The following is a 25,837-nucleotide window of genomic DNA, read 5'->3' as shown; positions in this document are numbered from 1 at the left end:
GACAGACGTGGACCTGGCGCGCTGCCCTCTGCGGTGCCGGTGGACGACAGACGTGGACCTGGCGCGCTGCCCTCTGCGGTGCCGGTGGACGACAGACGTGGACCTGGCGCGCTGCCCTCTTCAGTGCCGGTAGAAGATGCGGTCGCGGTACTGCTCCATCACTCGCGCGTTCCAGTCGTGGCCGCCGTCGACGTTCCCGGAGCGCAGCAGGGGCGGTTCGATGCCGCGGTCGGCGAGGGTGGTGGCGGTCGTCGCCATGACGGCCTGGAGGAGGGCCGAGGTGACGACCGTCGAGGCCGGGGCGAAGGGGGCCGGGATGTCGTCGTGGGTGAGTTCCGCGTCGCCGACCGCGATCTTCGAGTCGAGGACGAGGTCGCAGTGGTCCTTCAGATACGTGCCGGAGGCGTGCCGGGACTTCGTTTCCGAGGCGTAGGCCACCGACGTCACGCCGATGACCTTCACGCCCAGGGCGCGGGCGTTCATGGCCATCTCCACGGGCAGGGCGTTGCGCCCGGACAGGGAGATGATCAGCAGGGCGTCGCCCTCGCGGAGCGGGGAGGTGTCGAGGACGGCGCTCGCGAGGCCGTCGACGCGTTCCAGGGCGGAGCCGAGCGGCGCGGGCATGACGTCGACGCCGACGACACCGGGCACGGCGAGCAGGTTCATCAGCGCGAGGCCGCCGGCGCGGTAGACGAGGTCCTGCGCGGCGAGGGAGGAGTGTCCGGCGCCGAAGGCGAAGAGCCGGCCGCCGGCCGCGACGGTGTCGGCGAGGAGCGTCCCGGCCGCGGTGATGCCGTCGGTCTCCTCGTCGCGGAGCCGCCGCAACAGGCCGATCGCGGCGTCGAGGAACTGGCCGGCCGGCGCGCGGTCGCTCATACGGGGTCCCTTCAAGCAGGCCTCGGCGGCTTGTGTCGCGCATCACGGTGCGGTCTGGACCAGTGCGGTGTCAATACGGCCGTGCGTGCCGTGCGCCGAGCGCCGGGACGTCCCCGAAGGAGAAGTCCGTACCCTTGCGCGCGGCCGGGTAATCCTCCGCTTCGCCTCCCGCGGCACGGTTGTCGGTGGTATCCGGCAGAATTGGGTTCAGGGCCAGCGCACACGCCGGTGAGCCGTCCAGCCTCCGGCAGATCTCATTCGAGGGGCACGTATGTCCGGACTGATCGACACCACGGAGATGTATCTCCGCACCATCCTCGAGCTGGAGGAAGAGGGTGTGGTCCCCATGCGCGCCCGTATCGCCGAGCGGTTGGACCAGAGCGGGCCGACCGTCAGCCAGACCGTGGCGCGGATGGAGCGCGACGGCCTGGTGTCCGTCGCCAGCGACCGGCATCTGGAGCTGACCGACGAGGGGCGCCGGCTGGCCACGCGCGTGATGCGCAAGCACCGCCTCGCCGAGTGTCTGCTCGTCGACGTGATCGGACTGGAGTGGGAGCAGGTCCACGCGGAGGCGTGCCGCTGGGAGCACGTGATGAGCGAGGCCGTGGAGCGCCGCGTCCTGGAGCTGCTGCGGCACCCGACGGAGTCGCCGTACGGCAACCCGATCCCGGGTCTGGAGGAGCTGGGCGAGAAGGACGGTGCCGACCCGTTCCTGGACGAGGGCATGGTGTCGCTGGCCAGCCTCGACCCGGGCACGGAGGGCAAGACGGTCGTGGTGCGCCGGATCGGCGAGCCCATCCAGACGGACGCGCAGCTGATGTACACGCTGCGGCGCGCGGGCGTGCAGCCCGGCTCGGTGGTGAGTGTGACCGAGTCGGCGGGCGGGGTGCTGGTGGGCAGCGGCGGCGAGGCGGCCGAGCTGGAGTCGGACATCGCCTCCCACGTGTTCGTCGCCAAGCCCTGAGCGGAGGTGTTCCGGGCCGGTTGGCTTCGAGCCCGCTGACTCCGCGCCACCGGCTCCGGCCCGTCGGCTTCGGCTTCGAGCCCGCTGACTCCGGCCCACCGGCTCCGGCTCACCGGCTCGGGCTCACCGGCTCGGGCTCACCGGCTCGGGCTCACCGGCTCCGGCTCACCGACTTCGGGCTCACCGGCTCGGGCTCACCGGCTCCGGCTCACCGACTTCGGGCTCACCGGCTCGGGCTCACCGGCTCCGGCTCACCGGCTCCGGCTCACCGGCTCGGGCTCACCGGCTCCGGCTCACCGACTTCGGGCTCACCGGCTCGGGCTCACCGGCTCGGGCTCACCGACTTCGGGCTCACCGGCTCGGGCTCACCGGCTCGGGCTCACCGGCTCCGGCTCACCGACTTCGGGCTCACCGGCTCCGGCCCACCGGCTCCGGGCCCACCGGCTCCGGGCTCACCGGCTCCAAGTCGACGCGCTCCGGTGCCACCTGCTCCCCGCGGAGCGGTCGGCGTCCGCCAACTCCCGTGGCGCATGCGGTCCTTGGCGTCGGTGATCGCTTGGCGTGATCCGGACCGAATCCGGCGTCCAGTCCGCAGAATCGCAGCGCTCGTCCGCTTCCCGTGCGACGCTGTCGCGTGAGGCATATGACCTGAGGGGCTCTTGGTCGCGGCTCGACAGTGATGCCGCCCGGCCGGGGAGGGGGCAGGAGGATGTGCCGTGAAGACGCGGAGGGCCCCGGCGCCGTATGGCGCCGGGGCCTGTCCTCCCCCGTGCTGACCCGGAGCCCCGAGCTCTCAGGGTCATTCCCCTCGGACCGGTTTCCCCGAGCGGTCCGCCTCCCGCTGAAGATCTCCCCTCGACAGCGGCGATCAATCCCCGAGAGGGGTCACTCGAACGAGGGGTGTTGCCCGCGAGAACCTCATTCTCGAATGCGCATTCGATAGTCTGCGGGCGGCGCACGGCACACTTGCACCGACGGGTACGGCAACCAGCAGGGCAGAAGGCACGGCAGAAGGCACAGCAGGCAGAACACGGTTCACAGGACCGGCCGGCTCGAGGGAGCCGCGGTCCGCGCGAAGCTTGGGGGGTGCCAGACATGGCGCGACGCATCGACGTGACCGGGACGGGCGGCGTACGCCTGGCGGCCTGGGAGTTCGGCGACCCACCCAAGACCGACCCGGCGCAGGACGGACAGGGGGCGCACGACGGGCACACCGCGCCGGAGGGCTCGCCCGGCGTGCTGTTACTGCACGGCCTCATGGGCCGCGCCTCGCACTGGGCGTCCACCGCCCGCTGGCTCTCCGCGCGCTACCGCGCGGTCGCCCTCGACCAGCGCGGCCACGGCCGCAGCGACAAACCCCCGCAGGGTGCCTTCACCCGGGACGCCTACGTCGACGACGCCGAGGCCGCCCTGGAGCAGCTCGGCCTCGCCCGGGTCGTCCTCATCGGCCACGCCATGGGCGCGCTGACCGCCTGGCAGCTCGCCGCCAAGCGTCCCGACCTGGTCCGCGGGCTGATCATCTGCGACATGCGGGCCTCCGCCCTCGGTGCCGCCTCGCAGCGCGAGTGGGGCCAGTGGTTCAAGTCCTGGCCGCTGCCCTTCGCCACGCTCGCCGACGTCCGCAAGTGGTTCGGCGAGGACGACCCCTGGGTGGAGCGGCCCAATCCGGCCCGTGGCGAGTTCTACGCCGAGGTGATGGCCGAGTCCCCGGACGGCTGGCGCCCGGTCTTCGAACCGGAGCAGATGCTCCGCTCCCGCGAGACGTGGGTGTACGACGCGCACTGGGAGGAGCTGGCCCAGGTCCGCTGCCCCGCCCTGGTCGTGCGTGGTCTGGACGGCGAGCTGGGCCGCGCCGAGGCCCAGGAGATGGTCCGGGTTCTGCCCCGCGGCCAGTACGCGGAGGTGGCCGACGCCGGCCACCTCGTGCACTACGACCAGCCGGAGGCCTGGCGCGCCGCCATCGAGCCGTTCCTGGACTCGCTGGGCGACGGCTGACACCGGCCTCGGGAGGCCGGTGTCAGCCCTTGCTGACCGCCGCCAGGATCTCCGGCAGCCGCCGGGCCGTCCGCGGAGCGGCAAGTTTCAGCCCCGCCGCGGTCAGCGCCGCCCCGTACGCCGTGCCCACCGGCAGCAGCAGCCACGTCCAGGCGTCGCCGTCGGCGCTCACGTTCAGCCAGATCGTGAGAGCGATGACGGGCGCGCACAGCAGGGCGGCCGCCATCATTCCGCCGAAGATGGAGATCCAGGCGAGCCCGGCCTGCCCGGGGGCGACGTTCTTGTAGCCCTCCTGCGGGATGGAGTAGGGGAAGCGGGCGGAGGTCCACGTCCCGGTCGCGAGCATCGCGCCGAGCAGCGCGAAGGACAGCCCCAGGGCCTCGGGCAGCCGCCGCCAGTCGCCGAGCATGGCCGTCGTCAACACGGTGACCAGCGCGGCGTACGGCAGGGTGATCAGCAGCAGGGCGTACGCCCGGGCGCGCAGCTCGACGTAGGCGTCCCGGGATGACGAGATCGTCATCGCGACCATCCAGAACGCGGAGGTGTCCTGCCCGAACTGGTTGTACATCTGGATGCCGAGCATCCCGGCGGCGAAGCACGCGAAGTACACCGACCCGGTGCCCTGCCAGGCGTTGAACACCGGCACGATCAGCCCGATGGCCAGTGACGTCACCCAGGCGGCCTTGGTCTTCGGGTCGCGCCACACATACCGCAGGCTGCGCTCCATGACCGTGCCCGTACGTCCTGCGGGGAGCAGTTTCCCCAGCCCGGTCGAGGAGCGCTCCCGGGCGGCCGACTCGGCGCTCGGCAGGGTGGACCCGTCGGGCGAGGTCATCAGCCGCGTCAGATGCCGCGACCAGAGGGCGAGCAGCGCCACCAGCGCGCCGGCGGTCAGCGCCAGTTGCGCGAGTGCGACACCGTAGGACCCCTCGCTCACCGCGTGTACGGCCCAGACCGCCGACGCCGGCGGCACCCACCGCAGCACCTCGGCCACCGGGTCGAGCTCGCCCAGCCCCGATGCCCCGAGCCGCTGCGCGCCGAAGTTGACGACCTGTGCCCCGATCGCGATGACGAGCCCGCTGAGCACCGCGAGGTCCCGCCCCTTGCGGCTGGTCAGCAGCCGTACGTTGGCCGCGGCGACGGCCCGCGCGAGGGCCACGCACACCAGCAGCGCCAGCACGACGGCGACCGCACCCACGACGAACGCGGCCCCGCCCCGCGCCACCGCGATCACGGAACCGACCAGCAGACACAGCGTGAACAACGGCCCGATGCCCACCAGCGAAGCCGTCAGCAGCGCCCGTACCAGCGGCCGGGGGTGCAGCGGCAGCATCACCAGCCGGGTCGGATCGAGGGTCTCGTCACCGCTGGGGAAGAACAGCGGCATCACCGCCCAGCCGAGCCCCAGCACCGCCACCGCCGGCACGACCACCGACTCGGCGTGCGCGTGCCCGCGCAGCGCGATCAGGCCGATCAGCTGGAGCGCGGCGAACAGCAGGGCGAAGACGGCCGACGTGATGTAGGCGGCCTTGCGCCCGCCGGACTGCCGCAGTCCGTTGCGCAGCAGCGACAGCTTCAGCCGGACGAAGACGGGGGTGATCGCGGGGGTGCTCACCGCGATCCACCGCCCAGCCAGTCCAGGTCGGACCCGGCGTCCCGGCTCTGGGCGCCGACGAGTTCGAGGAACGCCCGCTGCAGCGAGGGCGCGTCCCCGCGCACCTCGGCGAGGGTCCCGGTGGCGCGGATCCGCCCGGCGGCCATCACCGCGACCCAGTCGCACAGCGACTCGACGAGCTCCATGACGTGGGAAGAGAACACGACCGTGGCGCCCGAAGCCGTGTACCGCTCCAGGACACCCCGGATGGTCTGTGCGGAGACGGGGTCGACGCCCTCGAACGGCTCGTCCAGGAACAGCACTTCGGGATTGTGGAGGAGAGCGGCGGCGAGCCCGATCTTCTTGCGCATGCCGGTCGAGTAGTCGACGACCAGTTTGTGCTGGGCCCCCGCCAGGTCGAGGACGTCGAGGAGTTGCGTGGCCCGCTTGTCGACCTCGGCACCGGGCAGCCCGCGCAACCGCCCGGTGTACGCCAGCAGTTCCCGCCCCGACAGCCGCTCGAAGAGCCGCAGCCCCTCCGGCAGCACCCCGATCCGGGCCTTCACCTCGACGGGGTCCCGCCACACATCGTGCCCGACCACCTCGACGGTCCCGTGGTCGGGCCGGAGCAGCCCGGTCACCATCGACAAGGTGGTGGTCTTCCCGGCCCCGTTCGGCCCGACGATCCCGATGAACTTGCCCGCGGGCAACTCGAGATCGACCCCGGCAACAGCGACCTGCTGCCCGAACCGCTTCCAGAGCCCCCGCACCCGCACAGCGCTGGATCCCACCGCGCCTCCCTCCGTCACCTTGCACCCTACGGTTTCGGTGGGGCCCCAGGGGCGCGGGGAACTGCGCGAACAACCACGACCGACCCGCAGCCGCCGGACAACGGCAACCACGCAGACGAACAGGCGCTATCGATCCCGACCGCACGCGTAAGCCAACGGCGAGATCAACTCCTCCGCATCCGGCAGCCACCGATTCGCCGGAGTCGGCCGGCAGGCCCACTGCACGGCCCCCCGAGACCCGAACCGCGTGGGCGGCGCAGCCACATACGCCCCCTCACCCAGCACGGTCAGATCCAGCGACGACACCGACCACCCCAGCTTGCGCACCAGATCGGGCACCTTCGCACCGGCCCCCGGCAGCACGAAGAACTCCATCCGCCGGTCCGGCGTGAGCGTCACCGGCCCGAGCGTCAGCTCCATCCGCTCCATCCGCGCGAGCGCGAGGAACCCGGCCGTCTCCGGCACGGAGATCGCGTCGAACGTCCGCCCCGTCGGCAGCAGGATCGACGCGGTCGGCTGCTTCTGCCACATCCGCCGCGCGACCGTCGCACTGCCCGTCGCCTGCGTCGCCCAGTCCGGACGCGCCGGGTGCGACCCGGGCGCCGGACACGCCGCGTCACCGCAGGAGCAGCGCTGACTCCCGTCGACGGCTTCCAGCCAGGTGCCGGGAAACACGTCCCAGTGGCGCTCCTCGGCGTAGCGAACAGCGGTCTCCAGCAGCGATTCCCCGCGCTGCTTCGGGATTTGAGCGGCTTCGGTGCCGGCGATCGTCTCTTCCACGATGAACACAACTCTGGTCGTCACCAGGGGTTACGCCCGCCCCTGTGCGCGGGGGAGAGCATCGTCCCTGTTCCCGGGGCGCATGGGTGCATGTGCGGGGGCGCGCAGGAGGAACGGTGGCCGGAGCTGGGTAGCCAGGTGTGGGGCCGGCAACAGCCGTTACCCCGGCAATCCTCACATGCCTCGCATTTTCACCTGGTGGGCGGGGCATTGATCTTCACGGCCGGATCCTTTCGCTGGGACGGGAGGGGCCCGGCCGCGGAAGACACGTCAACTCGGTGCGTGGGCAGGCACCGCAGCCACAGGGGGTACGCCATGGCCGCAAGGCCGCTCGTCGCCCGGCAGCCGAACGAACGGCTCCAGGCGCTCATCCAGGAAGCCGGATGCTCCAACGCCGGCCTGGCCCGCCGGGTCAACATGTGCGGTGCCGAGCACGGCCTCGACCTGCGCTACGACAAGACGTCGGTGGCGCGCTGGCTGCGCGGACAGCAGCCACGGGGCCGGGCCCCGGCGATCATCGCCGAGGCCCTGGGCCGCAAACTCGGCCGTACGGTCACGATCGACGAGATCGGCATGGCCAACGGCAAGAACCTCGCCTCGGGCGTGGGCCTGCAGTTCTCGCCGACGGTACTGGGGGCCATCGAGCAGGTCTGCGAGCTGTGGCGCAGTGACGTGGGGCGGCGGGACTTCCTGTCCGGCTCGTCCGTCGCGGCGTCCGCGCTGGTCGAGCCCAGCCGGGACTGGCTGATCTCCGCGCCCGACGCGCAGGTGTCGCGCACGGCGGGGCCGCGGGTGGGGCAGTCCGACGTGCAGGCGGTGCAGGCCATGACGCAGGCGCTGGTGGACCTCGACCACCAGTACGGCAGCGGGCATGTGCGGCCGGTCGTCGTGCACTACCTCAACAGCGTGGTCTCGGGGCTGCTGGCGGGGTCGTACCGGGAGGCGGTCGGGCGGGACCTGTTCGCCGCGGTGGCCCGGCTGACGGAGCTCGCCGGGTACATGGCCGTCGACACGGGCCAGCCCGGTCTGGCCCAGCGCTACTACATCCAGGCGCTGCGGCTGGCGCAGGCCGCCGGGGACCGCGGCTACGGCGGGTACGTCCTCGCGGCCTCCATGAGCCATCTCGCCGCGCAGCTCGGAAACCCGCGGGAGATCGCGCAGTTGGCGCGGGCGGCGCAGGAGGGGGCGCGGGGGCGCGTGTCGCCGCGCGCGGAGTCGATGTTCCTGGCGGCGGAGGCGCGCGGGCACGCCCTCATGGGCGACGTGCGCGCCGCCCAGTCCGCGGCGGGGCGCGCGGTGAGCGCCCTGGAGGCGGCCGACCCGGCGGCCGGGGACGACGCGGTGTGGATCGCGCACTTCGACGAGGCCTACCTGGCCGACGAGCTGGCGCACTGTCACCGGGACCTCGGGCAGGCCGAGGCGGCGGCCCGGTGCGCGCAGGAGTCGCTGGCCGGGCATCCCGAGACGCGGGCGCGCCGCCGGGCCATCGGCTATGTGCTGTTGGCCACGGCGCAGGTTCAGCAGCGCGAGATCGAAGAGGCGTGCAACACCGGCATGAAGGCCGTGGAACTGCTGGAGGGGCTGCGCTCCAACCGGGGCGCCGAGTACCTGGAGGACTTCCAGCAGCGGCTGGAGCCGTACCGGGACGAGGCGGTGGTGAGGGAGTTCGGGGCGCGGCTCGACCTGCAGGCGGCTGCGTGAACACAGGGTCTGCGGATGCGTGAACGTGCGGGAAACGGCTGCGGCGTGGACGGGAGGTGAGAGGGGCAACGCGCCGTGACCCGCCGGTGTTACCGCGCTCACAGGCCATGCGGTCGGGCCCTGCGCTGCGTGGCACGGGGCTCTGGGGACCCGGTAGCGTGACCCGACGATTCACAAGGTCCCCCATTAGTAGGAGTCCCGGTGACGCAGAGTGGACAGGGCGAGGAGCCCTCGGCGCGCCCCGCGCGCGAAGGCATCGTGCTGCCCTCCGACGGTGGCGAACCCCTGCTGCCGGGCATGACGGGCGGATCCGCCGACGCCCCGGGCCGCCGGCCCGCCCCGCCCACGACGGGCGGGCCGCAGGCCTCGGCCCCCGCGGAGGGCCAGACCTGGGGCCAGCCGTGGGGCCCTGACCGGGAGCAGACCCCGCCCCCGCCGCCGGGCCAGACCTGGCAGTCACAGCCCCAGCAGTGGGGCACGCCGGATCAGCCCGCGTGGGGCGCCCAGGGCCCGGGTGCCCTCCCCCCGGAGGGCACCCGGGCCCCGGACCCGTACGCCGGCACACCGGCGAACCCCGACCCGTACGGCACGCCCCAGCCGCCCGCGGGCACCGCCGGGTACGACCCGTACGGCGCCGCAGGCGGGGGCACCCCGCTGCCCCCGGAGGGCTCCGGCCCGCCCGGGACCGGCCGGCCGCAGCAAGGCTCCGGGTACGGGTATCCCCAGGGTGCCGACGCCTACGGCGCTGCCGCCGCGGGGGGAGCCCGGCCGCAGCCGGAGTCCGGTGCGCACGGGGCCGGAAACGGCGGTGCGCAGTCGCCGCAGCAAGGCTCCGGGTACGGATATCCGCACGGGACCGGTCAGCCGTCGGCCGGTGTGCACGGGGCCGGTCGGTCGGACGCCGGTGGGGCGTACGGCGCTCCCGGCGGGGGAGCCTCGCAGCAGTCGTACGGGGGTGGCCTGCCGCCGGCCTCCGGTGCGTACGGGCCGCCCGCCGGCGGCGCCCCGCTGCCCGCGCCCGCCGACGAGGGCGCGACCCAGTACATACCGCCCGTCGCGGGCGACGCCGCCGCGGCCACGCAGTACCTGCCGCCCGTCGCTCCGGCCGCCGACGAGGGGGCGACCCAGTACATACCCCCGGTGTCCCCGGGGGCGCTGCCGCCCGAGATGCCTTCCGGGGAGGACCCGGAGGCCACGCGGTACCTCGGGACCGGGCCCCGGGCAGGGGCGGGAGCCGGGCCGCTGCCGTCGGCCTCGCACCCCGACGCCGAGGCGACGCAGTACATCCCGCCGGTGCCCGGCGGGGACAAGCAGCCGCCCGCCGAGTTCGACAACCTCTTCCGCAGTGACCAGGGCGGCGGCAGCCCGGCCGGGGCCACCCAGCAGATGCCCCGCATCGAGCAGCCGCAGCCGCGGCCCGGGTACGGCGGCGCTCCCCAGCCCTCCCACGCTCCGCCCGCCGGAGGCCGCTCGCGCGGTGGCCGTTCCGGATCGCGCGTCCCTGTCATCGCCGCCGTCGGCATCGGCATCGCCGTGCTCGGCGTCGGCGCGGGCGCGCTGCTCGCCGGTGGGGGAGGCGGCGGTGACGACGACGGCGGCGACAAGAAGACAGTGGCCGCCTCCGCCCCCGCGACGGACGGCTCCGCCTCGCCGTCGGCCGACCCGGCCCGGGCCCAGGCGGTCGAACTGGACAAGCTGCTCGCCGACAGCGGCAACAGCCGCAGCGCCGTGATCAACGCGGTCGCCGACGTCAAGAGCTGCGACAACCTCCCCCAGGCGGCGAAGAGCCTGCGGGACGCGGCCAAGCAGCGCAGCGGGCTCGTCACCCGGCTCTCCGGCATCGAGGTCGACAAGCTGCCCGACCACGCCGCGCTGACCACCGCCCTCACCAAGGCCTGGCAGGCCTCCGCCTCGGCCGACAACCACTACGCGGCCTGGGCCGACCAGACCGCCGGCAAGAAGGGCTGCAAGAAGGGTCAGGCCCGCGCGACCAACCAGACCCAGGCCGGCAACCGGGCGAGCGGCGTCGCCAGCACCGAGAAGGCCAAGGCGGCCGGGCTGTGGAACGGGATCGCGAAGAAGTACGGCCTGACCGAGCGCCAGCCGACGCAGCTGTGACGGACCGGGGAAGCGCCGGAGGTCCGGCCCCGACGTGAGCTGCCGAGCGGGGCGCTCAGTCGTTCACGTCGGCGTTCTCCAGCGTCCGCGTCGTGTCGACGAAGCCCTTGCGCGCCGAGACCAGTCGCCCGTCCCGCACCACCTGAAGGGTCACGTTGGCGTTGACCAGGCGCGGGAAGCCCACGGCGGCGAGCTTGTCCTGGAACTGCCACCGCAGCGTCGGCGTGAGCCCGCCCGTGCTGACCTCCAGGCCGTCGTCCAGGGCTTCCTCCACCGTGTCGGCACTCACCTCGCCGTCGCCGAGCGACTCGACGACCTGCCGGAACACCGTGTAGGCGATCCACGTGGTCTGCACGCCGGCGTCCGCGGGGTCGATGCGGTTGTCGCCGAAGGCCTCCTCCCGGATGACCTGCTTCATCCCGTCCCAGCGGGGATCGGTCGCCACCGGGTACCAGCCGGTGATGTACGAGCCCTCGTAGGGGCCCGACGCCCCGCCGGTCGCGTCGATCACCGTCTGGTCGACGCTGCCCAGCACGGTGGCCGTCCGCACCTCGGGGAAGTCGTCACGGGCCCGCCGGAAGGAGTCCATGAAAGTGCCGTTGCGGTCTCCCAGCGCGGGCACCACGCACCCGTCGTCCGCCGTGCCGCCGGCCGCCGTGCGCAGGGCCCGCTCGGCCTGGCCGTCGTACTCGGTGGCGTCCTCCGCCGCCCGCAGGTCGTTCGAGACCCGGTGCCCGCCCGCCTTCAGGCCGGAGTCGAGCAGCGGGGGCAGCTGGTCGCCCGCGATGGTGTCGGGCCGGACCAGCGCGACGGGTCCGCAACCGGCGAGAGCGCTGCCGAGGCCGGCGAGCAGCGCGGGCTGCCCGCCGTTGACGGGGTAGGACAGGGGGCTGGTGAACTCGGCGTTGGTGATGCCGTAGCCGCCTATGTAGGGGATGCTCGCGCCCTCGAGCGAGGGGAAGAAGGAGTCCGCGTACTGGCTGTAGGACCCGACGACCGCGACGACGTTCTCCTTGGCGGCCCGCCGGGCGCACTTCGCGGCGGCCACACTGTCGTTGTGGTCGTTGCAGGTCAGCACGTTGAGCTTGCGGCCGTTGATCCCGCCCTTGGCGTTGATCCAGCGGGCGTAGGCGTGGGCGAAGGCGGGCATGCCGGGTTTGTTGGTGGCCTTGGTGTCCTGCGGGGCCCAGGTCATGACGGTGATGGTGTCGTCCCCGGCATCCCCCGTGGTGCCGGGGACGACCCCGCATCCGGCGAGGAGTGACGCGCACGCGACCGCCGTGCCCGCGGAGACAATGCCGTGTCTGGCGTGACGGGTGAGGAGGCCGGGGAGGAATGTGCTGCGGGTGCGTCGCCTGCCGGTCATGGTTCCGCACGATTCCGTCACATGACTAACCCGTGCGTGATCCCGGATCAACAATCGGTGACGCGCAGGTGAATTGCAGGGGCCGGTGTGACCGACGTGGAGGGGAACGTACGATCGATGACCGTGCAAGCTTCGGAGAACTCTTCCCGTCGTGGCCGTCGCTCATCCACCATGGGCGGCATGCCTGTCAACGACATGCCGTGGTGGCGCTGGCGCAGCAATGTGCGCTCGGCGCTGCACATGCTCTCCGACCCCGGGTTCCAGCGGGACGTCTGGCTGGCCGGTGCGGACGGCTACGGCGACGTGACCGACGCGGTGTACCGGCTGGTGGAGGACACCTGGCTGGATCACTGGTCCGCCGAGAAGTACGTCGGCACGATCTTCCGCGACTCGCAGGAGGCGGCCCTCGTCGACACCGCGGTGCTGCGGGTGCTGCGGATCATGCACCAGGTCGGACCGGACGCGCCGGTCGCCGCGTACCTCCAGCACGAGGCGTGGCCGGAGGCGGTCCAGGCGGCCCGGGACGCGCATGTGAGGCTCGCCGCGAGCGACGGCGACGAGCCGGACTCGGCACCGCGCAGCCTGGACGTGCTGCGGATCATGACGAGGTCCGCGTAGCGGTCTCGCGACCCGGCCGGCCCGGCGGTTCCGCGGGGGTCCGCCCTGCGGGACGATTGCCGGTGGTGTCGTTCCTTGTGGGAACCTGTCCTGCATGAACGAGCAGTCCACCAGCGCCGCGGTCCCGGCCGACCAGTACGTCCTCACCCTTTCCTGCCCGGACCGGAAGGGCATCGTGCACGCCGTGTCGAGCTACCTGTTCATGACCGGCTGCAACATCGAGGACAGCCAGCAGTTCGGCGATCACGACACGGGACTGTTCTTCATGCGGGTCCACTTCTCGGCGGACGCCCCGGTGACCGTGGAGAAGCTGCGCGCCAGCTTCGCGGCGATCGGCGACTCGTTCCAGATGGACTGGCAGATAAACCGGGCCGACCAGAAGATGCGCATCCTGCTGATGGTCAGCAAGTTCGGGCACTGTCTGAACGACCTGCTGTTCCGGGCGCGGACCGGGGCGCTGCCGGTGGAGATCGCCGGAGTGGTGTCGAACCATACGGACTTCGCCGAGCTGGTGGGGTCGTACAACATCCCCTTCCACCACATTCCGGTGACGAAGGACACGAAGGCGGAGGCCGAGGGGCGACTGCTCGACATCGTGCGTGAGGAGGGTGTCGAGCTGGTCGTGCTCGCCCGGTACATGCAGGTGCTCTCGGACGACCTGTGCAAGGCGCTCTCCGGGCGGATCATCAACATCCACCACTCGTTCCTGCCGAGCTTCAAGGGGGCCAAGCCGTATCACCAGGCTCATGCCCGGGGTGTGAAGCTGATCGGGGCGACGGCTCACTATGTGACGGCCGATCTCGACGAGGGGCCGATCATCGAGCAGGAGGTCGAGCGGGTCGGGCACGACGTGACGCCGGAAGGGCTTGTCGCGATCGGGCGTGACGTGGAGTGCCAGGCGTTGGCCCGGGGTGTGAAGTGGCATGCGGAGCGGAGGATTCTGCTCAATGGGCGGCGGACTGTGATTTTCGCCTAGGAGCTCGGGTCGTTCCGTTCGGCGGTGGGTGCGGGTCATCTGTGGTCGCTGGCGCAGCTCCCCGCGCCCCTTGGGGTGTGCCCCCGCTGTCGGGTTCTACATCCGGCTCAGTGAAGCGGCTGCGAACAGGACATCCCTGATCGCCTGTCTGTCTCCCACCTGGCCTGCCGCCGCCTCCTGCGGAGGGACGTGGCCGGCGGCCAGGTGGCAGAACTCGACGCCGTCCAGGGCCACGTGGGCCACCTCGTGCTCGGCCGAGCCCTTCGCCGCGGGGGAGTCGAGGGGGATCAGCCACTCGCCGCCGCCCGAGCCCTCGATCTCCAGCCGGAGGCTGCGGCCGGGTTCGCCCGCCGCGACCAGGTGGCGGTGGTGGGCGGGGGCGGCCAGACCGGCCCGGCGGCGGTGGGCCAGGACCGTCGGCAGCATGCGGGCCGCCAGGTCGATCATGCGGTGCAGATGGCGCGGCGAGGGCGGATCGTAGGGGTAGTCGACGGCGTCGGCGATGTCCTCCGCGTGCACCCAGCACTCGAAGGCGCGATCCAGCATGGCGTCGTGCAGGGGCAGTTCGAAGTCCCCGTACGACACCGGCATCTTCCCGGCGCCGCCGCCCGTGAACGACACCGTGCGCACGAGGCTGTGGCTCTGCTCCCGCCAGGGCGCGCGGACGGACCGGGTGGGCGGGAAGTGGGAGGCGCGCCAGAACGCCTCGGTGCGGGCCGCCGGTGTAGGACGCCGGGGCGGGACGTCGCCCAGCGGATCGTCCAGGCCGAGCGCGACCCCCACCAGACCGTCGACGCTGAGCAGATGCGCGATGACCCCGGCGACGGTGGTGCGGCGGCTCGTCGACTCGTCCGAGCGGAACCAGCGCAGCCGTACCGGCGCGTGCCACTCGGCCTCGCCGAAGTCCTGCAGCAGGGCGTCCAGGCGCGCGGTCTCGGCGTCGTAGGCGGCGGCCCACTCCGGTACCGGGATGCGCGGCGGGCGCCGCTCCAGGCAGGTGTCCAGGACGCGGGTGCGCAGTCCCGGGTCCAGGTCGAGGCTCTCGGGGCGTTGCAGCAGCCCGACCGCCTCGCGCAGCCGCCGGGCCTCGTCGGCGCAGGAGCCGCACTCGCCGAGGTGCTCCTCGACGGCCGTGGCCTCCTCGGCCGAGCACGCGGCCAGCGCCCAGGCGCCGAGCAGGGTCTTCAGCACGGGGTGCTCGAAGACGGGCGGGGCGGGCGGCGCCGATGTGCCGCCGAGGTCCGCCGACGCGGGCAGCGGCAGCCCGCCGTCCTCGACGGAGGCCCGGGGCACGGGTATCCGCGGCGGACGCCCGTGCTCCACGCCGCCCCCGGACTCGGTCCGCTCCGGCCCGGCCGGTCCACCCGGCCCGCCAAGTCCGCCTGGCCCGCCAGGTCCGCCTCGTCCTCCTGGCCCGGCCGGTCCGCCAAGTTCGCCTGGTCCTCCCGGCCCGGCCGGCCCGCCAGGTCCGCCAAGTCCGCCTGGTTCACCCGGTCCTCCCGGCCCGGCCGGTCCGCCAAGTCCGGCCGGTCCCGCCGGTTCCATTGGTCCGTCGGGCGTGCCGGGCCGCGTGGGGCTGCCGGTAGCGTCCCCGCCTCGGTCGCCTTCATCCCGAATGCCGCTCTCGTTCCGGTTGTTGCCGCCCTTCCTCTCCTGGCCCTTCCTCTCCTGGCCCTTCCCCCTGGGGTCGTCGTCTGCCTCGTCGCCGTCGTATGCCTCGAACCGGTCCAGCCCGTTCACACCGCACCCCCGTATCCGGGCGGTGCGCCCGGTGCCTCGGCGTCGTGGGCGGTGGAGAGCAGTTGCAGGCCCAGGCGTAGGCGGCGGCGGGCCTCGTCCTCGGTGATGCCGAGGTCGGTGGCCGTCTGGCGGTAGTCGCGGCGCTGGAAGTAGGCCCGCTCCAGGGCCGACCGCAGCGGGACCGGCATGGACTGCACGATGTAGTCGGCGCGGGCGGCCACCGAGGCGCGGCGCACCCGCTGCTCCAGTTCCTCGGTGGTGCCGGAGCCTTCGCGGGCGAGGGCGGCGGTCTCGGTGGCGCGCAGCCGCTGCACCGCGAGCCGGTGGGTCAGGGTGGCGACCCAGGTGCGCAGCGGACCCTGCCTGGGGTCATAGGAGTCGGGATGCTCCCAGACGTGGATGAAGACCTCGCGGGTGATGGCGTCGGCGGCGAGCTCGTCGCCGAGTACGCGGTGGGCGAGGCCGTGCACGAGGGAGGCGAACCGGTCGTAGAGCTCACCGAGGGCGGCCGCTTCGCCGCGGGCGAGCCGCTGTTGCATCTTGCGGTCCCAGCGAGGCGGTGCGTCCTTTTTCGCCATGTGGCCCCCTCACCCCCCTGCTCGTGTCCCGCGCCCGTGCTCTGTCCAGCCTGTGCCCGACGTCTCCTCGAATGTAGTCGGCACGTCCGGCGGCGCACGCCCCTTTGTGGCAATGTGCGCCCCCTGAGCGGCTGCAGGTGGTAGAGGACCACCGGCGCTCGCACCGGATGCCTTTGGGCTCGCACCTACCCCGCCGTCCTCCGATCAGACCTGACTGAAAAATGATCGAACAGGATCGAAGTCGGCTAAATCAAGCCTCTTCTGCGGGGGATCCGTTTTCCGGGTTGCGTTTCAGGGAACTGCCGCTGGGCAGCCGCGCTGCAAGGAAGCGTAGGGTCTGCTTCCGGTTTGGCGATCGAGGGGCGTGGTGGTGACCTTCAAAGTGACCGGCGGCGAGCAGGGCGAATGGGCCGTGCTCCAGGTGTCCGGCGAACTGGATCTGGTGACGTCACCGGTGCTGCGTCAGCGCGTGCACGACGTGGTGGCCGAGGGGCATCACTGTCTCGTCCTGGATCTGTCCGAGGTGTTCTTCTGCGACTCCAGCGGCGTCGGCGTGCTCATCGCGGCCCGCCGGCTGATCCGCTCCTGCCAGGGCCGGCTGCGCCTCGTGCTGCCCGCCCGGGGTGCGGCCGACGGGTCCCACGTCAACCGGGTCCTCGGCGCCCTGGGCGTACGCAGACTGTTCGACGTGTACGGCGATGTGGACGCCGCCCTCGGCGACGAGGGCGAACCCCTGTCCGCGTGACGGCCCGATGACGCACGGTACGGCGAATGTCGCCGTTCCGGCACGCCGTTGTCCCGGAATTCCCCCGGTCTTGCCCCAAGTGACGTTTTCGCGCGCCCGGACGGCTCCCTCCGTCGTACGCTCCGACCCAGACGCACCCCACCCGACGTAAGGCGGCCCGAGAGAGACATGGTCAGCAGCGAGTACGAGCGCAAGATCGCCGCCCGGTTCGCCACCTTCGACCAGGACGGCAACGGCTACATCGACCGCGAGGACTTCTACGGCGCCGCCAAGGCGCTGCTCACGGAGTTCGCCGTGGCGGCCCGGTCCGACAAGGGACAGGCGCTGTACGGCGGTGCCGAGGCCTTCTGGCAGGGCATGGCCGGGATAGCGGACCGCGACGGTGACCAGCGCATCACGCGCGAGGAGTTCGTCAACGGCGCGGTCAAGCGCCTGCGCGACAACCCCGACCGGTTCGCCGAGATCGCCCGCCCCTTCCTGCACGCGGCCCTGGACGTCGCGGACACCGACGGTGACGGAGCGGCGACGGTCGAGGAGGCCGGCCGCGTCCTGAAGTGCCTCGGCGTCCCCGAGGACGCCGCCGGACCGGCCGCCGCCACGCTCGACGCGGACGGTGACGGAAAGGTCGGCGAGACCGAGGTCGTCCCGGCGTTCGCCCGCTACTTCACCGTGCCCGAATAGCGCTCGCGCAGCCGGTACTTCAGCACCTTCCGCAGGGTCTCGCCCCGCGGAAGGGCGTCCACCACCTCCAGCCGCTCCGGCAGCTTGTGCACCGACAGTCCCTCGGCGCGCAGGAAGGCGGTCACGTCCGCGAGCGTCAAGGCCTCGGCCCCCGGCGGCTGTTCCACCACCGCGCACACCAGCTCGCCGCGCGTCGCGTCGGGGAGGCCGATCACGGCCACGTCCCCGACCGCCGGATGCCGGTGCAGCAGGTCCTCGATCTCCTGGGCCGAGATGTTCTCGCCCTTGCGGATGATCACGTCCTTCAGCCGGCCGGTGAGCACCAGGTGCCCGGTGTCGGTGAGCCGCCCGAGATCGCCGGTGCGCAGAAACCCCTCGTCGTCGAAGGCCTCCGCCGTCTGCCGCGGATCCAGGTAACCGCGGCACACGGCCTCCCCGCGCAGCCGCACCTCCCCGTCCACGATCCGGATCTCCATCCCTTCCGGCGGCCGCCCCTCGGTCGTCGCCAGCAGTTCGGGACCGTCGTCGGGCGCCCCCATGGTGATCATCGGCACCTCGGTCATGCCGTACCCGTGGGTGAGCTGCACGCCCATCTCGCGCACGACGGCGTGGTAGAGCTCCGGCGGCTTGGGCGCCCCGCCGCCCGCCAGCAGCCGCAGCGACGGCACCACCGGCTCTCCCGGCCGCTTGCGCTGCTCCGCCAGGAACATCGAGTAGAACGCCGTCGAACCGCCCGCCATCGTCACCCCGTGCGCACGGTACGCCGCCAGCGCGTCCGGCAGCGCGAAGTGCTCGAACAGCACCGCCGGAAAGCCGTACAGCAGCAGCATCACCGTGTAGTCGGGGCCGCCGATATGGGCGTACGGGAAGGCGATCGAGCCGACGTCGTCCGCCGAGGGGCGCAGCGCGTGCGCGAGGCACGAACCGCCCGCGAGCAGCGAACGGTCCGTGTGCAGCACGCCCTTGGGGTCGGAGGTCGTGCCGGACGTCCAGTAGATCCAGCGGACGGCGGTGCCGTCCGAGGGCGGGGGAGGCAGCAGGGACGGATCGCCGTCGGGCAGGCCGTCGTAGGCCTCGAAGACACCCTTCGCGCCCAGCCGCCGGGCCATCTCCGCGTGGTCGAAGCCGCGCCAGGTGCCCGGCACCGCGAAGAACTCGGCCCTCGACTCGCGCAGTGCGAAGCCGACCTCGCGGTCCCGGTAGAAGGGGATCACCGGGGTCTGCACGGCGCCGAGCCGGGCCAGGGCGAAGGACAGGACGGCCGTCTCGATGCGGGTGGGCAGCTGCCAGGCGACCACCGTGCCGGGGCGTACGCCCATGCCGTACAGCCCGGCCGCGACCCGTTCGGCGCGGGCGCGCAGCGCCTCGAAGCCGAGCGTGCGGCCGTCCTGGTGGAACAGCGGCCGGTCGGGGGTGAGGGCGGCGCGGCGGGTGACCAGCTCCCACAGTGTGGCCGACGAACTCAGGGCGTGCGGGGTCTCGTTCACGGACTCCCCCTGCTGCTTGGCTGACGGGTCGTCAGGTGCGATGCTAACTGACGCAGTATCAGATAAGTACCGTCCGGCGGAGGGGACCCATGGCGACCGAACTGCCCCGCATCATCAGCGTCGACGACCACGTGATCGAGCCCGCCCACCTCTTCGACACCTGGCTGCCGGCCAAGTACCGCGAGCGCGGCCCCAGGGCGCTGACCGCCGGCATCGGTGAACTCGCCTACATCGGCGGCAAGTACCGGATCACGATGGACCCGGACGGCCAGCCCACCGACTGGTGGATCTACGAGGACCTGAAGTTCCCGTACAAGCGCAACATCGCCGCCGTCGGCTTCGACCGGGACGAGATGACCCTGGAGGGCATCACCCGCGAAGAGATGCGGCCCGGCTGCTGGGACCCCAAGGAGCGCCTGAAGGACATGGACCTCAACCATGTCGAGGCGAGCCTCTGCTTCCCGAGCTTCCCGCGGTTCTGCGGCCAGACCTTCGCCGAGGCGCACGACAAGGAGGTCGCCCTCGCCTGCGTGCGCGCCTACAACGACTGGATGGTCGAGGAGTGGTGCGGCGACAGCGGCGGGCGGCTCGTCCCGTTGTGCCTGATCCCGCTGTGGGACGTCGGCCTGGCGGTGGAGGAGATCCGCCGCAACGCCGCGCGCGGGGTGAAGGCGGTGACCTTCTCCGAGATCCCCACCCACCTCGGGCTGCCGTCCATCCACTCCGGCTACTGGGACCCGTTCTTCGCGGTCTGCCAGGAGACCGGGACGGTCGTCAACATGCACATCGGCAGCAGCTCCCAGATGCCCGCCGCCTCCCCGGACGCCCCACCCGCCGTCCAGGCCTCCCTCAGCTTCAACAACGCCATGGCCTCGATGATGGACTTCCTCTTCAGCGGGGTCCTGGTGCGCTTCCCGCGCCTCAAGCTCGCCTACTCCGAGGGTCAGATGGGCTGGGTCCCGTACGCCCTGGAGCGCGCCGACGACGTCTGGGAGGAGCACCGGGCCTGGGGCGGGGTGCGCGACACGATCCCCGAGCCGCCGTCCACGTACTACTACCGGCAGATGTTCTGCTGCTTCTTCCGCGACAAGCACGGCGTGGCGTCCCTGGACGTGGTGGGCCGCGACAACGCCACCTTCGAGACCGACTACCCGCACGTCGACTCGACCTTCCCGCACACCAAGGAGGTCGCCCTCGACCACGTCGAGGGCCTCGACGACGAGACGGTGTACAAGCTGATGCGGGGCAACGCCATCCGGATGCTCGACCTGGACCTCGACCGCTGATGGACCTGTCGGACACGCCCGAGGAGCAGGACTTCCGGGCCCGGCTGCGGGAGTGGCTCGCGGCGGTGCTCCCCGGTCTCCCGCCCCAGCCGTCCCCCGACGACTGGCCGGGGCGGCGGGCCTACGACCTCGGCTGGCAGCGCCGGCTCCACGACGCCGGATACGGCGACGTCCACTGGGACGCCCCACCGAGCGTCCGCCTGATCTTCCTGGAGGAGACCGAGAAGGCGGGCGCACCCTATGTGGGCGCCAACTTCGTGGGACTGCTGCACGCCGGCCCGACGATCGCCGCGGAGGGCACCCCGGGCCAGCGCGCGCGCTGGCTGCCGCCGATCCTGCGCGGGGAGGAGGTCTGGTGCCAGGGCTTCAGCGAACCGGAGGCCGGCTCCGACCTCGCCGCCCTGCGCACGCGCGCGTGGCGCGACGGCGACGCCTACGTGGTGACCGGCTCCAAGATCTGGACCTCCCACGCGGAAGTCGCCGACTGGTGCGAGCTGTTGGTCCGCACCGACCCGGACGCGCCCAAGCACCGGGGGATCACCTGGCTCGCCCTGCCCATGGACGCGCCCGGCATCACCGTGCGGCCGCTGCGCACGCTGGCGGGGTCGGCCGAGTTCGCCGAGGTGTTCCTGGACGAGGTGCGGGTGCCGGTGGCCAACCGGGTCGGGGACGAGAACGACGGCTGGCGCGTGACCATGGTGACGCTGTCCTTCGAACGCGGTACGGCCTTCGCCGGCGAGGTCGTGGCGTGCCGGCGCGTGCTGGGCGAACTGGCCGTCGAGGCCCGCAAGAACGGCCGCTGGGACGACCCCGCCCTCAGGCGCCGGCTGGGCAGGCTGCACGCCGAGTTCCGGGCGCTGTGGCGGCTCACGCAGTGGAACGTCAGCGCGGCGGAGGTGTCCGGCGGGGTGCCGGGCGCCGGAGGCTCGGTCTTCAAGCTCCGCTACTCGCACGCCCGTCAGGAGCTCTACGACGCCGCCGCCGAGGTGCTCGGCCCCGACTGCCTCGACCTGGACCGGCCGTGGACCCTCGACCGGCTGTCCTCCCTGGCGTACACGATCGCGGCCGGCACCTCGCAGATCCAGCACAACATCATCGCCGAGCGCATCCTCGGCCTGCCGAAGGGACGGTGAGGTGCCGTGCGGTTCCGTCTGACCGACGACCAACGGGCCCTGCGCGAGGGAGTGCGGGAGGCGCTGGCCCGGCGCTTCGACGGGGAGGCGTTGCGGGCGGCGGTGGAGGGTGCCGGCGGGGGTGGTTTTGAGGGTGGCGGCGGTGTTGCCGCGGGGTGGTCGGTGGTCGGTGGGGGCGAAACGCGGAGTGGTTGCGAGGGCGGCGGAGGTGTTGCCGCGGGGTGTTCGGCGGCTGACGGTGGCGGTGCGGGGAGTGACGGGGCGGGTCCTGGTGGGGTGGTGCGGCTCGATCGGGGGGTGTGGCGGGACCTCGGTGACCTCGGCTTCTTCGCGTTGCGGCTGCCGGAGGCGGAGGGCGGGGTCGGACTGGGGCTGCCGGAGGCCGTGTTGGTGTTCGAGGAGGCGGGGCGGGTGCTGCTGCCCGGGCCGCTCGTCGCCACCCACCTCGCGGCCGGGGCCGTACCGGGCGCCGCCACCGGGGAGACGGTGGTCGCGGCCGTGGACGGCGGGCTCGTGGAGTGGCTGGCGGAGGCGGACGTGGTGCGCGGGAACGCCACCGGGGCCGTGCCCGTGCGTTCGGTCGACCCGCTCACGCCCCTGCACCGGGTGCCTGGCGGGCGGCCCGCACCCGACCCCGTCGCGATCCTGCTCAGCGCCGCCGAGCAACTCGGCACGGCCGTCCGCGTCGGCGAACTCGCGGCGCAACACGCCCGGACGCGCGAACAGTTCGGCCGGGCGGTCGGCGCCTTCCAGGCGGTGGCACATCTGTGCGCGGGGATCCTGGTCCGGGCGGAGACGGCCCGTGCCGCGGTGTACGCGGCCGCCGTCACCGCCGACCCGGCCGACATCGCCGCGGCCCGGATCCTCGCCGACGAGGCCGCCGTGCGCGGCGCCCGCGACTGCCTCCAGGTGCACGGCGGCATGGGCTTCACCTGGGAGTCCGAGGTCCATCTGCATCTGAAACGCGCATGGGTTCGAACTCAGCGTGCGGGCGGTGTGACACAGAGTGAGGATGTGCTCGCGGCGGCTCTGGCGCCCGAGACGGTCTGACGGGCCGTCTGGCTGCGGTGTCGCTCTGCGTGCTCCCGGAGATGTCGCGGATCGTGGCATACCGGAATCACGGAGCGTTGATATCGGCTTGTGTCCTCAGTGTGACTCGTTACGGCCTGGAGTCGATTGCCCGCTCCGGTACCTTGTGTCAGATGCGAGTGGCTCCGAGCGCCGTGCGACCCCGTTGCGCCGCCTGTTCGACTGCCCGCGGCGAGCGTCGCACAGTATGCCGCACGGGTACTCCTTCGCGCTGGAATATGCCCGAAGCGCTTGTTGACGTGACTGTACGTCAACCATGCTGTCCCACAAGGGATTCACTTTCCGTGATCCTTGTCCCGGCCGTTGTTCTGGCCATGCAGAAAATGGCTACGATCGTGGCCCTCGTGAGGCGCGAGCCTAAGTGTCCGCCGGTTCGGATGGTGTGAGCGGTGCAGGTGCTTCAAGTGCAGCTGGAGATCCGGCCCGACCCCGCAGAAGTGGGGCGAGCTCGGCGGTGGGCCCGCTCCCGCCTGGCCGGGTCCGGCATACAGGCCGACGAACCCCTCGCCGAGACGCTGATCCTGCTCGTCTCTGAACTCGTCACCAACGCCGTGGTGCACACCGGATGTCCCGCCGTACTGCGGCTGTCCCTGCCCCCCGTGGTGACGGAGGAGGCCACGGTCCGGCTCGAGGTCGCGGACCGCAGCGGCCGGGCCCCCGTGCCCCGGTGCGCCGGTGACGACGCGACCGGCGGCCGGGGCCTGGCGCTCGTGGACGGCCTCGCCGACCGCTGGGGCTGGAGTGTCGAGGCCACCGGCAAGCGCATCTGGTGCGAACTGGACCGGTGCGCCAAGTCCGGCGACCTCACGACCTCGTGCGGGGGCGGCGCGGTGGCGTGCGGAGGCGGCGCGGCTTTCGAGGGCCTGGCGTACGAAGCGGTGTAGTGCCGCCGCTCGTCGCCCCGCGCCCGCCGGATGCGGTGTACCGCGGCACATGCCGCGGGTGTGTGCGGCGGGGCCGGAGCACGGGTGCATCGGGCCGGGAGGTTCGGTCGGGCCATGCGGCGATGCGCCGGGACGTGCTTCCGTGCGCGCCTACGGCGAAAGCCTCAAGTGCGACATATCGCCGAACGACTGTTGACGGGTCGTGACCGCTTGCTCACGCTTGTGGGCAGCGATTCGCCGAGAGGGGACGACGAGGGCTTCGGTGGACGGCAGCCCTCGGCGAGTGTGAGTCGCGATTCGGCGTCGGCTTCCTTCGGGGCCAGGAAGTCGGGGCGGGAGCGCCGGAGTCGGGTGGCGGCGCGCGCTGCCGTGCTCGGGGCGAGCAGCGCGGCGCCGCCATCCTGCTGCAGTGGGTGGCGGCCCGGTACGGCGACGGGCCCTCCGCGGCCCGCCGGTCCGCAGGCCGGTCTACAGGACGGCGACGGGTGCCACCGGCGAGCCGGTCGCCCCGGTGAACGGCTCGGGGGTGGCCGTCAGCAGGAACGCGTACCGGCCCGCTTCTCCACAGGCTGTGGACAACTTTTCGAGGTTCCAGTTCTGGCCCTGTGGCATGCCCATCTCCACGAGGTGGAGCGCGTGCACCGGCAGCCAGAGATCCGCCACCTCCGGCGGGAACACCTCGAAGGTCAGGGTGTCGTTGGCGACGGCCGCGACATCGCGCGCGTGGAACCACTCCGGCGTACGGATCGACAGCCCCGGCGACGGATACGCGTAGCCGTGCCGGTCCCCGGCCAGACAGGTCCGCATCTGCCCGGTCCGCACGAGCACGATGTCGCCGGCCCCGACCCGCGTGCCGGCCAGCTCCTCGGCGGCGTCCAGGTCCTCGGGACTGACGGCGTACCCGCCGTCGAGCCGGTCCGTGCCCCGGGCCCGGGCGACGTCCAGCAGCACTCCGCGTGAGACCAGGTGCCGGACCGTGCCGATGCCGCTGAACCCGGCCCCGCCGTGCGGAGTGACGGTGTCGGCCGGGCGGCCGTTGTAGAGGCGGCCGGAGTGCGAGACGTGGGGCAGCGCGTCCCAGTGGGTGGCCGCCTGGAGTCCCATGGTCACGACGTCGTCGCTGCACGCGACCGTGCCCGGGCCGAAGATCTCCTGGTTGATCTGCACCATGGCGTGCAGGGGATTGACGCGACCGGGGATCACGCCGGTCTGCACACCGTCCTGCTGGAGGGGCAGGGCGAGGGGGATGCGCCGGCCGGTGCGGACGGTCGCCGCGGCCTGCCTGACGACCTCGTCGGTGATCAGGTTCAGCGTCCCGATCTCGTCGTCGGCTCCCCAACGCCCCCAGTTGTTCACGCGCTTGGCGATGTCGTGGAACGCGTCCGGCAGCGACATGGGTCCTCCCCGGGGCTTGTCTTCCCATATCTGACGGGTCGTAGAATTCGGGAACCGACAATCTAACGGTCCGTCAGAAACTGTGGGACGGGAAGGGGCCGGGCGTGGGGAACTTCTTGGCAGGCAAGGTCGTCGCCGTCACGGGTGCCGGGCGGGGCATCGGCCGGGCGGTCGCGCTCGCGGCGGCGGCCGAGGGGGCGAAGATCGTGGTCAACGACTACGGTGTCGCGGTCGACGGGGGCTCGCCGGCGAGTGAGGTCGCCCAGGCCGTGGTCAAGGAGATCGAGGCGGCGGGCGGGGAGGCGGTGGCCGTCGCCGACGACATCTCCACGATGGCGGGCGGTCAGCGGGTCGTCGACGTGGCGCTGTCGTCGTACGGGCGGCTGGACGGTGTGGCCTGCGTGGCCGGGATCCTGCGCGAGCGGATGCTGTTCAACATGACCGAGGAGGAGTGGGACCCGGTCGTCGCGACGCACCTGAAGGGCACGTTCACGGTGTTCCGGGCGGCGTCCGCGGTCATGCGCAAGCAGCGCACCGGGACGCTGATCGGCTTCACCAGCGGCAACCATCAGGGGTCCGTCTCCCAGGCCAACTACAGCGCGGCGAAGGGCGGGATCATCTCGCTGGTGCGCAGCGCCGCACTGGGGCTGCACAAGTACGGGGTGACCGCGAACGCGGTGGCGCCGGTGGCGCGGACCCGGATGTCGGCGGGGGTGCCGATGGAGCTGGCCGAGATCGGCGAGCCGGAGGATGTCGCCGCGCTGGTGGTGTACCTGCTGTCCGACGCCGCCTCCCGGGAGGGGATCACCGGGCAGGTGTACACGGTGGCCGGGGCGAAGATCGCGGTGTGGGCGCAGCCGAGGGAGTTGCGTGCCGCGTATGCCCCCGGCGGGTGGAGTGTGGAACGGATCGCGGAGTTTCTGCCCGGGTCGGTGGGAGTGGATCCGATGCCGATGCTGGAGCGGGTGAGGGAGATGGAGAGGGCGGCGGCTCGAGGGGAGCGGCCGAACGCCCAGTAGCCCGGGTGGCGGGGTGGTTCG

At 72.5% G+C, this 25,837-nt stretch carries 22 protein-coding genes; 13 read left to right on the top strand and 9 right to left on the bottom strand.

Annotation, left to right across the window (positions count from 1 at the left end):
* Positions 1–120: 120 nt before the first annotated feature.
* Positions 121–876, bottom strand: a complete 756-nt coding sequence (locus ACZ7EG_RS16135; RefSeq protein WP_471078120.1) for an SIS domain-containing protein — start codon at positions 874–876, stop codon at positions 121–123.
* A 271-nt stretch (positions 877–1,147) separates the two neighbouring features.
* Here ACZ7EG_RS16135 and ACZ7EG_RS16130 point away from each other — a divergent pair, with 271 nt between their 5' ends.
* Both ACZ7EG_RS16130 and ACZ7EG_RS16125 read left to right on the top strand, forming a co-directional pair.
* Positions 1,148–1,840 carry a metal-dependent transcriptional regulator gene (locus ACZ7EG_RS16130; RefSeq protein WP_471078117.1) on the top strand — a complete coding sequence of 231 codons (693 nt, stop codon included), beginning with the start codon at positions 1,148–1,150 and terminating at the stop codon, positions 1,838–1,840.
* A gap of 1,095 nt (positions 1,841–2,935) precedes the next feature.
* Positions 2,936–3,835: an alpha/beta fold hydrolase gene (locus tag ACZ7EG_RS16125; protein ID WP_471078114.1), complete on the top strand. Its 900-nt coding sequence runs from the start codon at positions 2,936–2,938 to the stop codon at positions 3,833–3,835.
* 22 nt (positions 3,836–3,857) lie between these two features.
* On the opposite strand, the gene ACZ7EG_RS16120 is transcribed toward ACZ7EG_RS16125, so the two are convergent.
* From ACZ7EG_RS16120 to ACZ7EG_RS16110, 3 genes are all read right to left on the bottom strand, one after another.
* Entirely contained in the window at positions 3,858–5,450 is a 1,593-nt protein-coding gene (locus tag ACZ7EG_RS16120; protein WP_471078111.1) for a transporter, read from the bottom strand.
* The gene (locus ACZ7EG_RS16115; RefSeq protein WP_471078108.1) at positions 5,447–6,238 is read right to left on the bottom strand and encodes an ABC transporter ATP-binding protein; all 792 of its coding nucleotides are present in this window, start codon (positions 6,236–6,238) and stop codon (positions 5,447–5,449) included. Before ACZ7EG_RS16115 ends, ACZ7EG_RS16120 begins: the two co-directional genes overlap by 4 nt.
* A 108-nt stretch (positions 6,239–6,346) precedes the next feature.
* Positions 6,347–7,009 carry a bifunctional DNA primase/polymerase gene (locus ACZ7EG_RS16110; RefSeq protein ID WP_351631207.1) on the bottom strand — a complete coding sequence of 221 codons (663 nt, stop codon included), beginning with the start codon at positions 7,007–7,009 and terminating at the stop codon, positions 6,347–6,349.
* Between the two features lie 306 nt (positions 7,010–7,315).
* On the opposite strand from ACZ7EG_RS16110, the gene ACZ7EG_RS16105 reads away from it, so the two are divergent.
* Together ACZ7EG_RS16105 and ACZ7EG_RS16100 are read left to right on the top strand one after the other, a co-directional pair.
* The gene (locus ACZ7EG_RS16105) at positions 7,316–8,701 is read left to right on the top strand and encodes a transcriptional regulator (protein ID WP_471078105.1); all 1,386 of its coding nucleotides are present in this window, start codon (positions 7,316–7,318) and stop codon (positions 8,699–8,701) included.
* A gap of 201 nt (positions 8,702–8,902) precedes the next feature.
* A complete protein-coding gene (locus tag ACZ7EG_RS16100) occupies positions 8,903–10,819 on the top strand; it encodes a hypothetical protein (protein ID WP_471078102.1) in 1,917 nt (638 codons plus the stop codon).
* Positions 10,820–10,874: 55 nt separating this feature from the next.
* Here ACZ7EG_RS16100 and ACZ7EG_RS16095 read toward each other — a convergent pair whose 3' ends face one another.
* Complete coding sequence (locus tag ACZ7EG_RS16095; protein ID WP_471078099.1) at positions 10,875–12,185, bottom strand: ABC transporter substrate-binding protein; 1,311 nt, start codon at positions 12,183–12,185, stop codon at positions 10,875–10,877.
* 117 nt (positions 12,186–12,302) lie between these two features.
* On the opposite strand from ACZ7EG_RS16095, the gene ACZ7EG_RS16090 reads away from it, so the two are divergent.
* Together ACZ7EG_RS16090 and purU are read left to right on the top strand one after the other, a co-directional pair.
* The gene (locus tag ACZ7EG_RS16090; RefSeq protein ID WP_471078096.1) at positions 12,303–12,803 is read left to right on the top strand and encodes an SCO4402 family protein; all 501 of its coding nucleotides are present in this window, start codon (positions 12,303–12,305) and stop codon (positions 12,801–12,803) included.
* 94 nt (positions 12,804–12,897) lie between these two features.
* Entirely contained in the window at positions 12,898–13,779 is an 882-nt protein-coding gene (gene purU, locus ACZ7EG_RS16085) for a formyltetrahydrofolate deformylase (protein WP_175433174.1), read from the top strand.
* Positions 13,780–13,875: 96 nt separating this feature from the next.
* Here the strand turns inward: purU and ACZ7EG_RS16080 are convergent, their stop codons facing one another.
* Positions 13,876–15,324 carry a zf-HC2 domain-containing protein gene (locus tag ACZ7EG_RS16080; RefSeq protein WP_471078093.1) on the bottom strand — a complete coding sequence of 483 codons (1,449 nt, stop codon included), beginning with the start codon at positions 15,322–15,324 and terminating at the stop codon, positions 13,876–13,878.
* A gap of 191 nt (positions 15,325–15,515) precedes the next feature.
* Positions 15,516–16,097 carry a sigma-70 family RNA polymerase sigma factor gene (locus ACZ7EG_RS16075; protein WP_471078091.1) on the bottom strand — a complete coding sequence of 194 codons (582 nt, stop codon included), beginning with the start codon at positions 16,095–16,097 and terminating at the stop codon, positions 15,516–15,518.
* A 364-nt stretch (positions 16,098–16,461) separates the two neighbouring features.
* Between ACZ7EG_RS16075 and ACZ7EG_RS16070 the strand changes: the two genes are divergently transcribed.
* The gene (locus tag ACZ7EG_RS16070; RefSeq protein ID WP_030849533.1) at positions 16,462–16,842 is read left to right on the top strand and encodes an STAS domain-containing protein; all 381 of its coding nucleotides are present in this window, start codon (positions 16,462–16,464) and stop codon (positions 16,840–16,842) included.
* Between the two features lie 168 nt (positions 16,843–17,010).
* Positions 17,011–17,523 (top strand): EF-hand domain-containing protein, encoded by a 513-nt coding sequence (locus ACZ7EG_RS16065; RefSeq protein ID WP_471078087.1) that lies wholly within the window; start codon positions 17,011–17,013, stop codon positions 17,521–17,523.
* Here ACZ7EG_RS16065 and ACZ7EG_RS16060 read toward each other — a convergent pair.
* A complete protein-coding gene (locus ACZ7EG_RS16060; RefSeq protein WP_471078084.1) occupies positions 17,502–19,010 on the bottom strand; it encodes a class I adenylate-forming enzyme family protein in 1,509 nt (502 codons plus the stop codon). The genes ACZ7EG_RS16065 and ACZ7EG_RS16060 overlap by 22 nt on opposite strands.
* Before the next feature lie 89 nt (positions 19,011–19,099).
* On the opposite strand from ACZ7EG_RS16060, the gene ACZ7EG_RS16055 reads away from it, so the two are divergent.
* The 4 genes from ACZ7EG_RS16055 to ACZ7EG_RS16040 all read left to right on the top strand — a co-directional run bounded on the left by ACZ7EG_RS16055 (position 19,100) and on the right by ACZ7EG_RS16040 (position 23,402).
* The gene (locus ACZ7EG_RS16055; RefSeq protein ID WP_471078081.1) at positions 19,100–20,296 is read left to right on the top strand and encodes an amidohydrolase family protein; all 1,197 of its coding nucleotides are present in this window, start codon (positions 19,100–19,102) and stop codon (positions 20,294–20,296) included.
* A complete protein-coding gene (locus ACZ7EG_RS16050; protein WP_471078078.1) occupies positions 20,296–21,429 on the top strand; it encodes an acyl-CoA dehydrogenase in 1,134 nt (377 codons plus the stop codon). The genes ACZ7EG_RS16055 and ACZ7EG_RS16050 overlap by 1 nt, the downstream gene beginning before the upstream one ends.
* A 6-nt stretch (positions 21,430–21,435) precedes the next feature.
* The gene (locus tag ACZ7EG_RS16045; protein ID WP_471078075.1) at positions 21,436–22,479 is read left to right on the top strand and encodes an acyl-CoA dehydrogenase family protein; all 1,044 of its coding nucleotides are present in this window, start codon (positions 21,436–21,438) and stop codon (positions 22,477–22,479) included.
* A 443-nt stretch (positions 22,480–22,922) separates the two neighbouring features.
* Positions 22,923–23,402, top strand: coding sequence for an ATP-binding protein (locus ACZ7EG_RS16040; RefSeq protein ID WP_471078813.1), 480 nt, complete (start codon positions 22,923–22,925; stop codon positions 23,400–23,402).
* 468 nt (positions 23,403–23,870) lie between these two features.
* Here ACZ7EG_RS16040 and ACZ7EG_RS16035 read toward each other — a convergent pair whose 3' ends face one another.
* Positions 23,871–24,797: a cyclase family protein gene (locus ACZ7EG_RS16035; RefSeq protein WP_471078072.1), complete on the bottom strand. Its 927-nt coding sequence runs from the start codon at positions 24,795–24,797 to the stop codon at positions 23,871–23,873.
* Positions 24,798–24,901: 104 nt separating this feature from the next.
* On the opposite strand from ACZ7EG_RS16035, the gene ACZ7EG_RS16030 reads away from it, so the two are divergent.
* Positions 24,902–25,816: an SDR family NAD(P)-dependent oxidoreductase gene (locus tag ACZ7EG_RS16030; protein WP_471078069.1), complete on the top strand. Its 915-nt coding sequence runs from the start codon at positions 24,902–24,904 to the stop codon at positions 25,814–25,816.
* Positions 25,817–25,837 lie beyond the last annotated feature (21 nt).

The sequence above is a fragment of the Streptomyces sp. NPDC037100 genome (assembly GCF_055606225.1).
Note: the sequence above shows the minus strand (reverse complement) of the source record. Positions and strands in the feature narration are given on the sequence as shown.

Coding starts and splice junctions, on each gene's coding strand:
- purU (WP_175433174.1), top strand. CDS start 12,898: ATGAACGAGCAGTCCACCAGCGCCGCGGTCCCGGCCGACCAGTACGTC.
- ACZ7EG_RS16050 (WP_471078078.1), top strand. CDS start 20,296: ATGGACCTGTCGGACACGCCCGAGGAGCAGGACTTCCGGGCCCGGCTG.
- ACZ7EG_RS16125 (WP_471078114.1), top strand. CDS start 2,936: ATGGCGCGACGCATCGACGTGACCGGGACGGGCGGCGTACGCCTGGCG.
- ACZ7EG_RS16035 (WP_471078072.1), bottom strand. CDS start 24,797: ATGTCGCTGCCGGACGCGTTCCACGACATCGCCAAGCGCGTGAACAAC.
- ACZ7EG_RS16095 (WP_471078099.1), bottom strand. CDS start 12,185: ATGACCGGCAGGCGACGCACCCGCAGCACATTCCTCCCCGGCCTCCTC.
- ACZ7EG_RS16080 (WP_471078093.1), bottom strand. CDS start 15,324: ATGGAACCGGCGGGACCGGCCGGACTTGGCGGACCGGCCGGGCCGGGA.
- ACZ7EG_RS16075 (WP_471078091.1), bottom strand. CDS start 16,097: ATGGCGAAAAAGGACGCACCGCCTCGCTGGGACCGCAAGATGCAACAG.
- ACZ7EG_RS16105 (WP_471078105.1), top strand. CDS start 7,316: ATGGCCGCAAGGCCGCTCGTCGCCCGGCAGCCGAACGAACGGCTCCAG.
- ACZ7EG_RS16135 (WP_471078120.1), bottom strand. CDS start 876: ATGAGCGACCGCGCGCCGGCCGGCCAGTTCCTCGACGCCGCGATCGGC.
- ACZ7EG_RS16065 (WP_471078087.1), top strand. CDS start 17,011: ATGGTCAGCAGCGAGTACGAGCGCAAGATCGCCGCCCGGTTCGCCACC.
- ACZ7EG_RS16055 (WP_471078081.1), top strand. CDS start 19,100: ATGGCGACCGAACTGCCCCGCATCATCAGCGTCGACGACCACGTGATC.
- ACZ7EG_RS16130 (WP_471078117.1), top strand. CDS start 1,148: ATGTCCGGACTGATCGACACCACGGAGATGTATCTCCGCACCATCCTC.
- ACZ7EG_RS16090 (WP_471078096.1), top strand. CDS start 12,303: ATGACCGTGCAAGCTTCGGAGAACTCTTCCCGTCGTGGCCGTCGCTCA.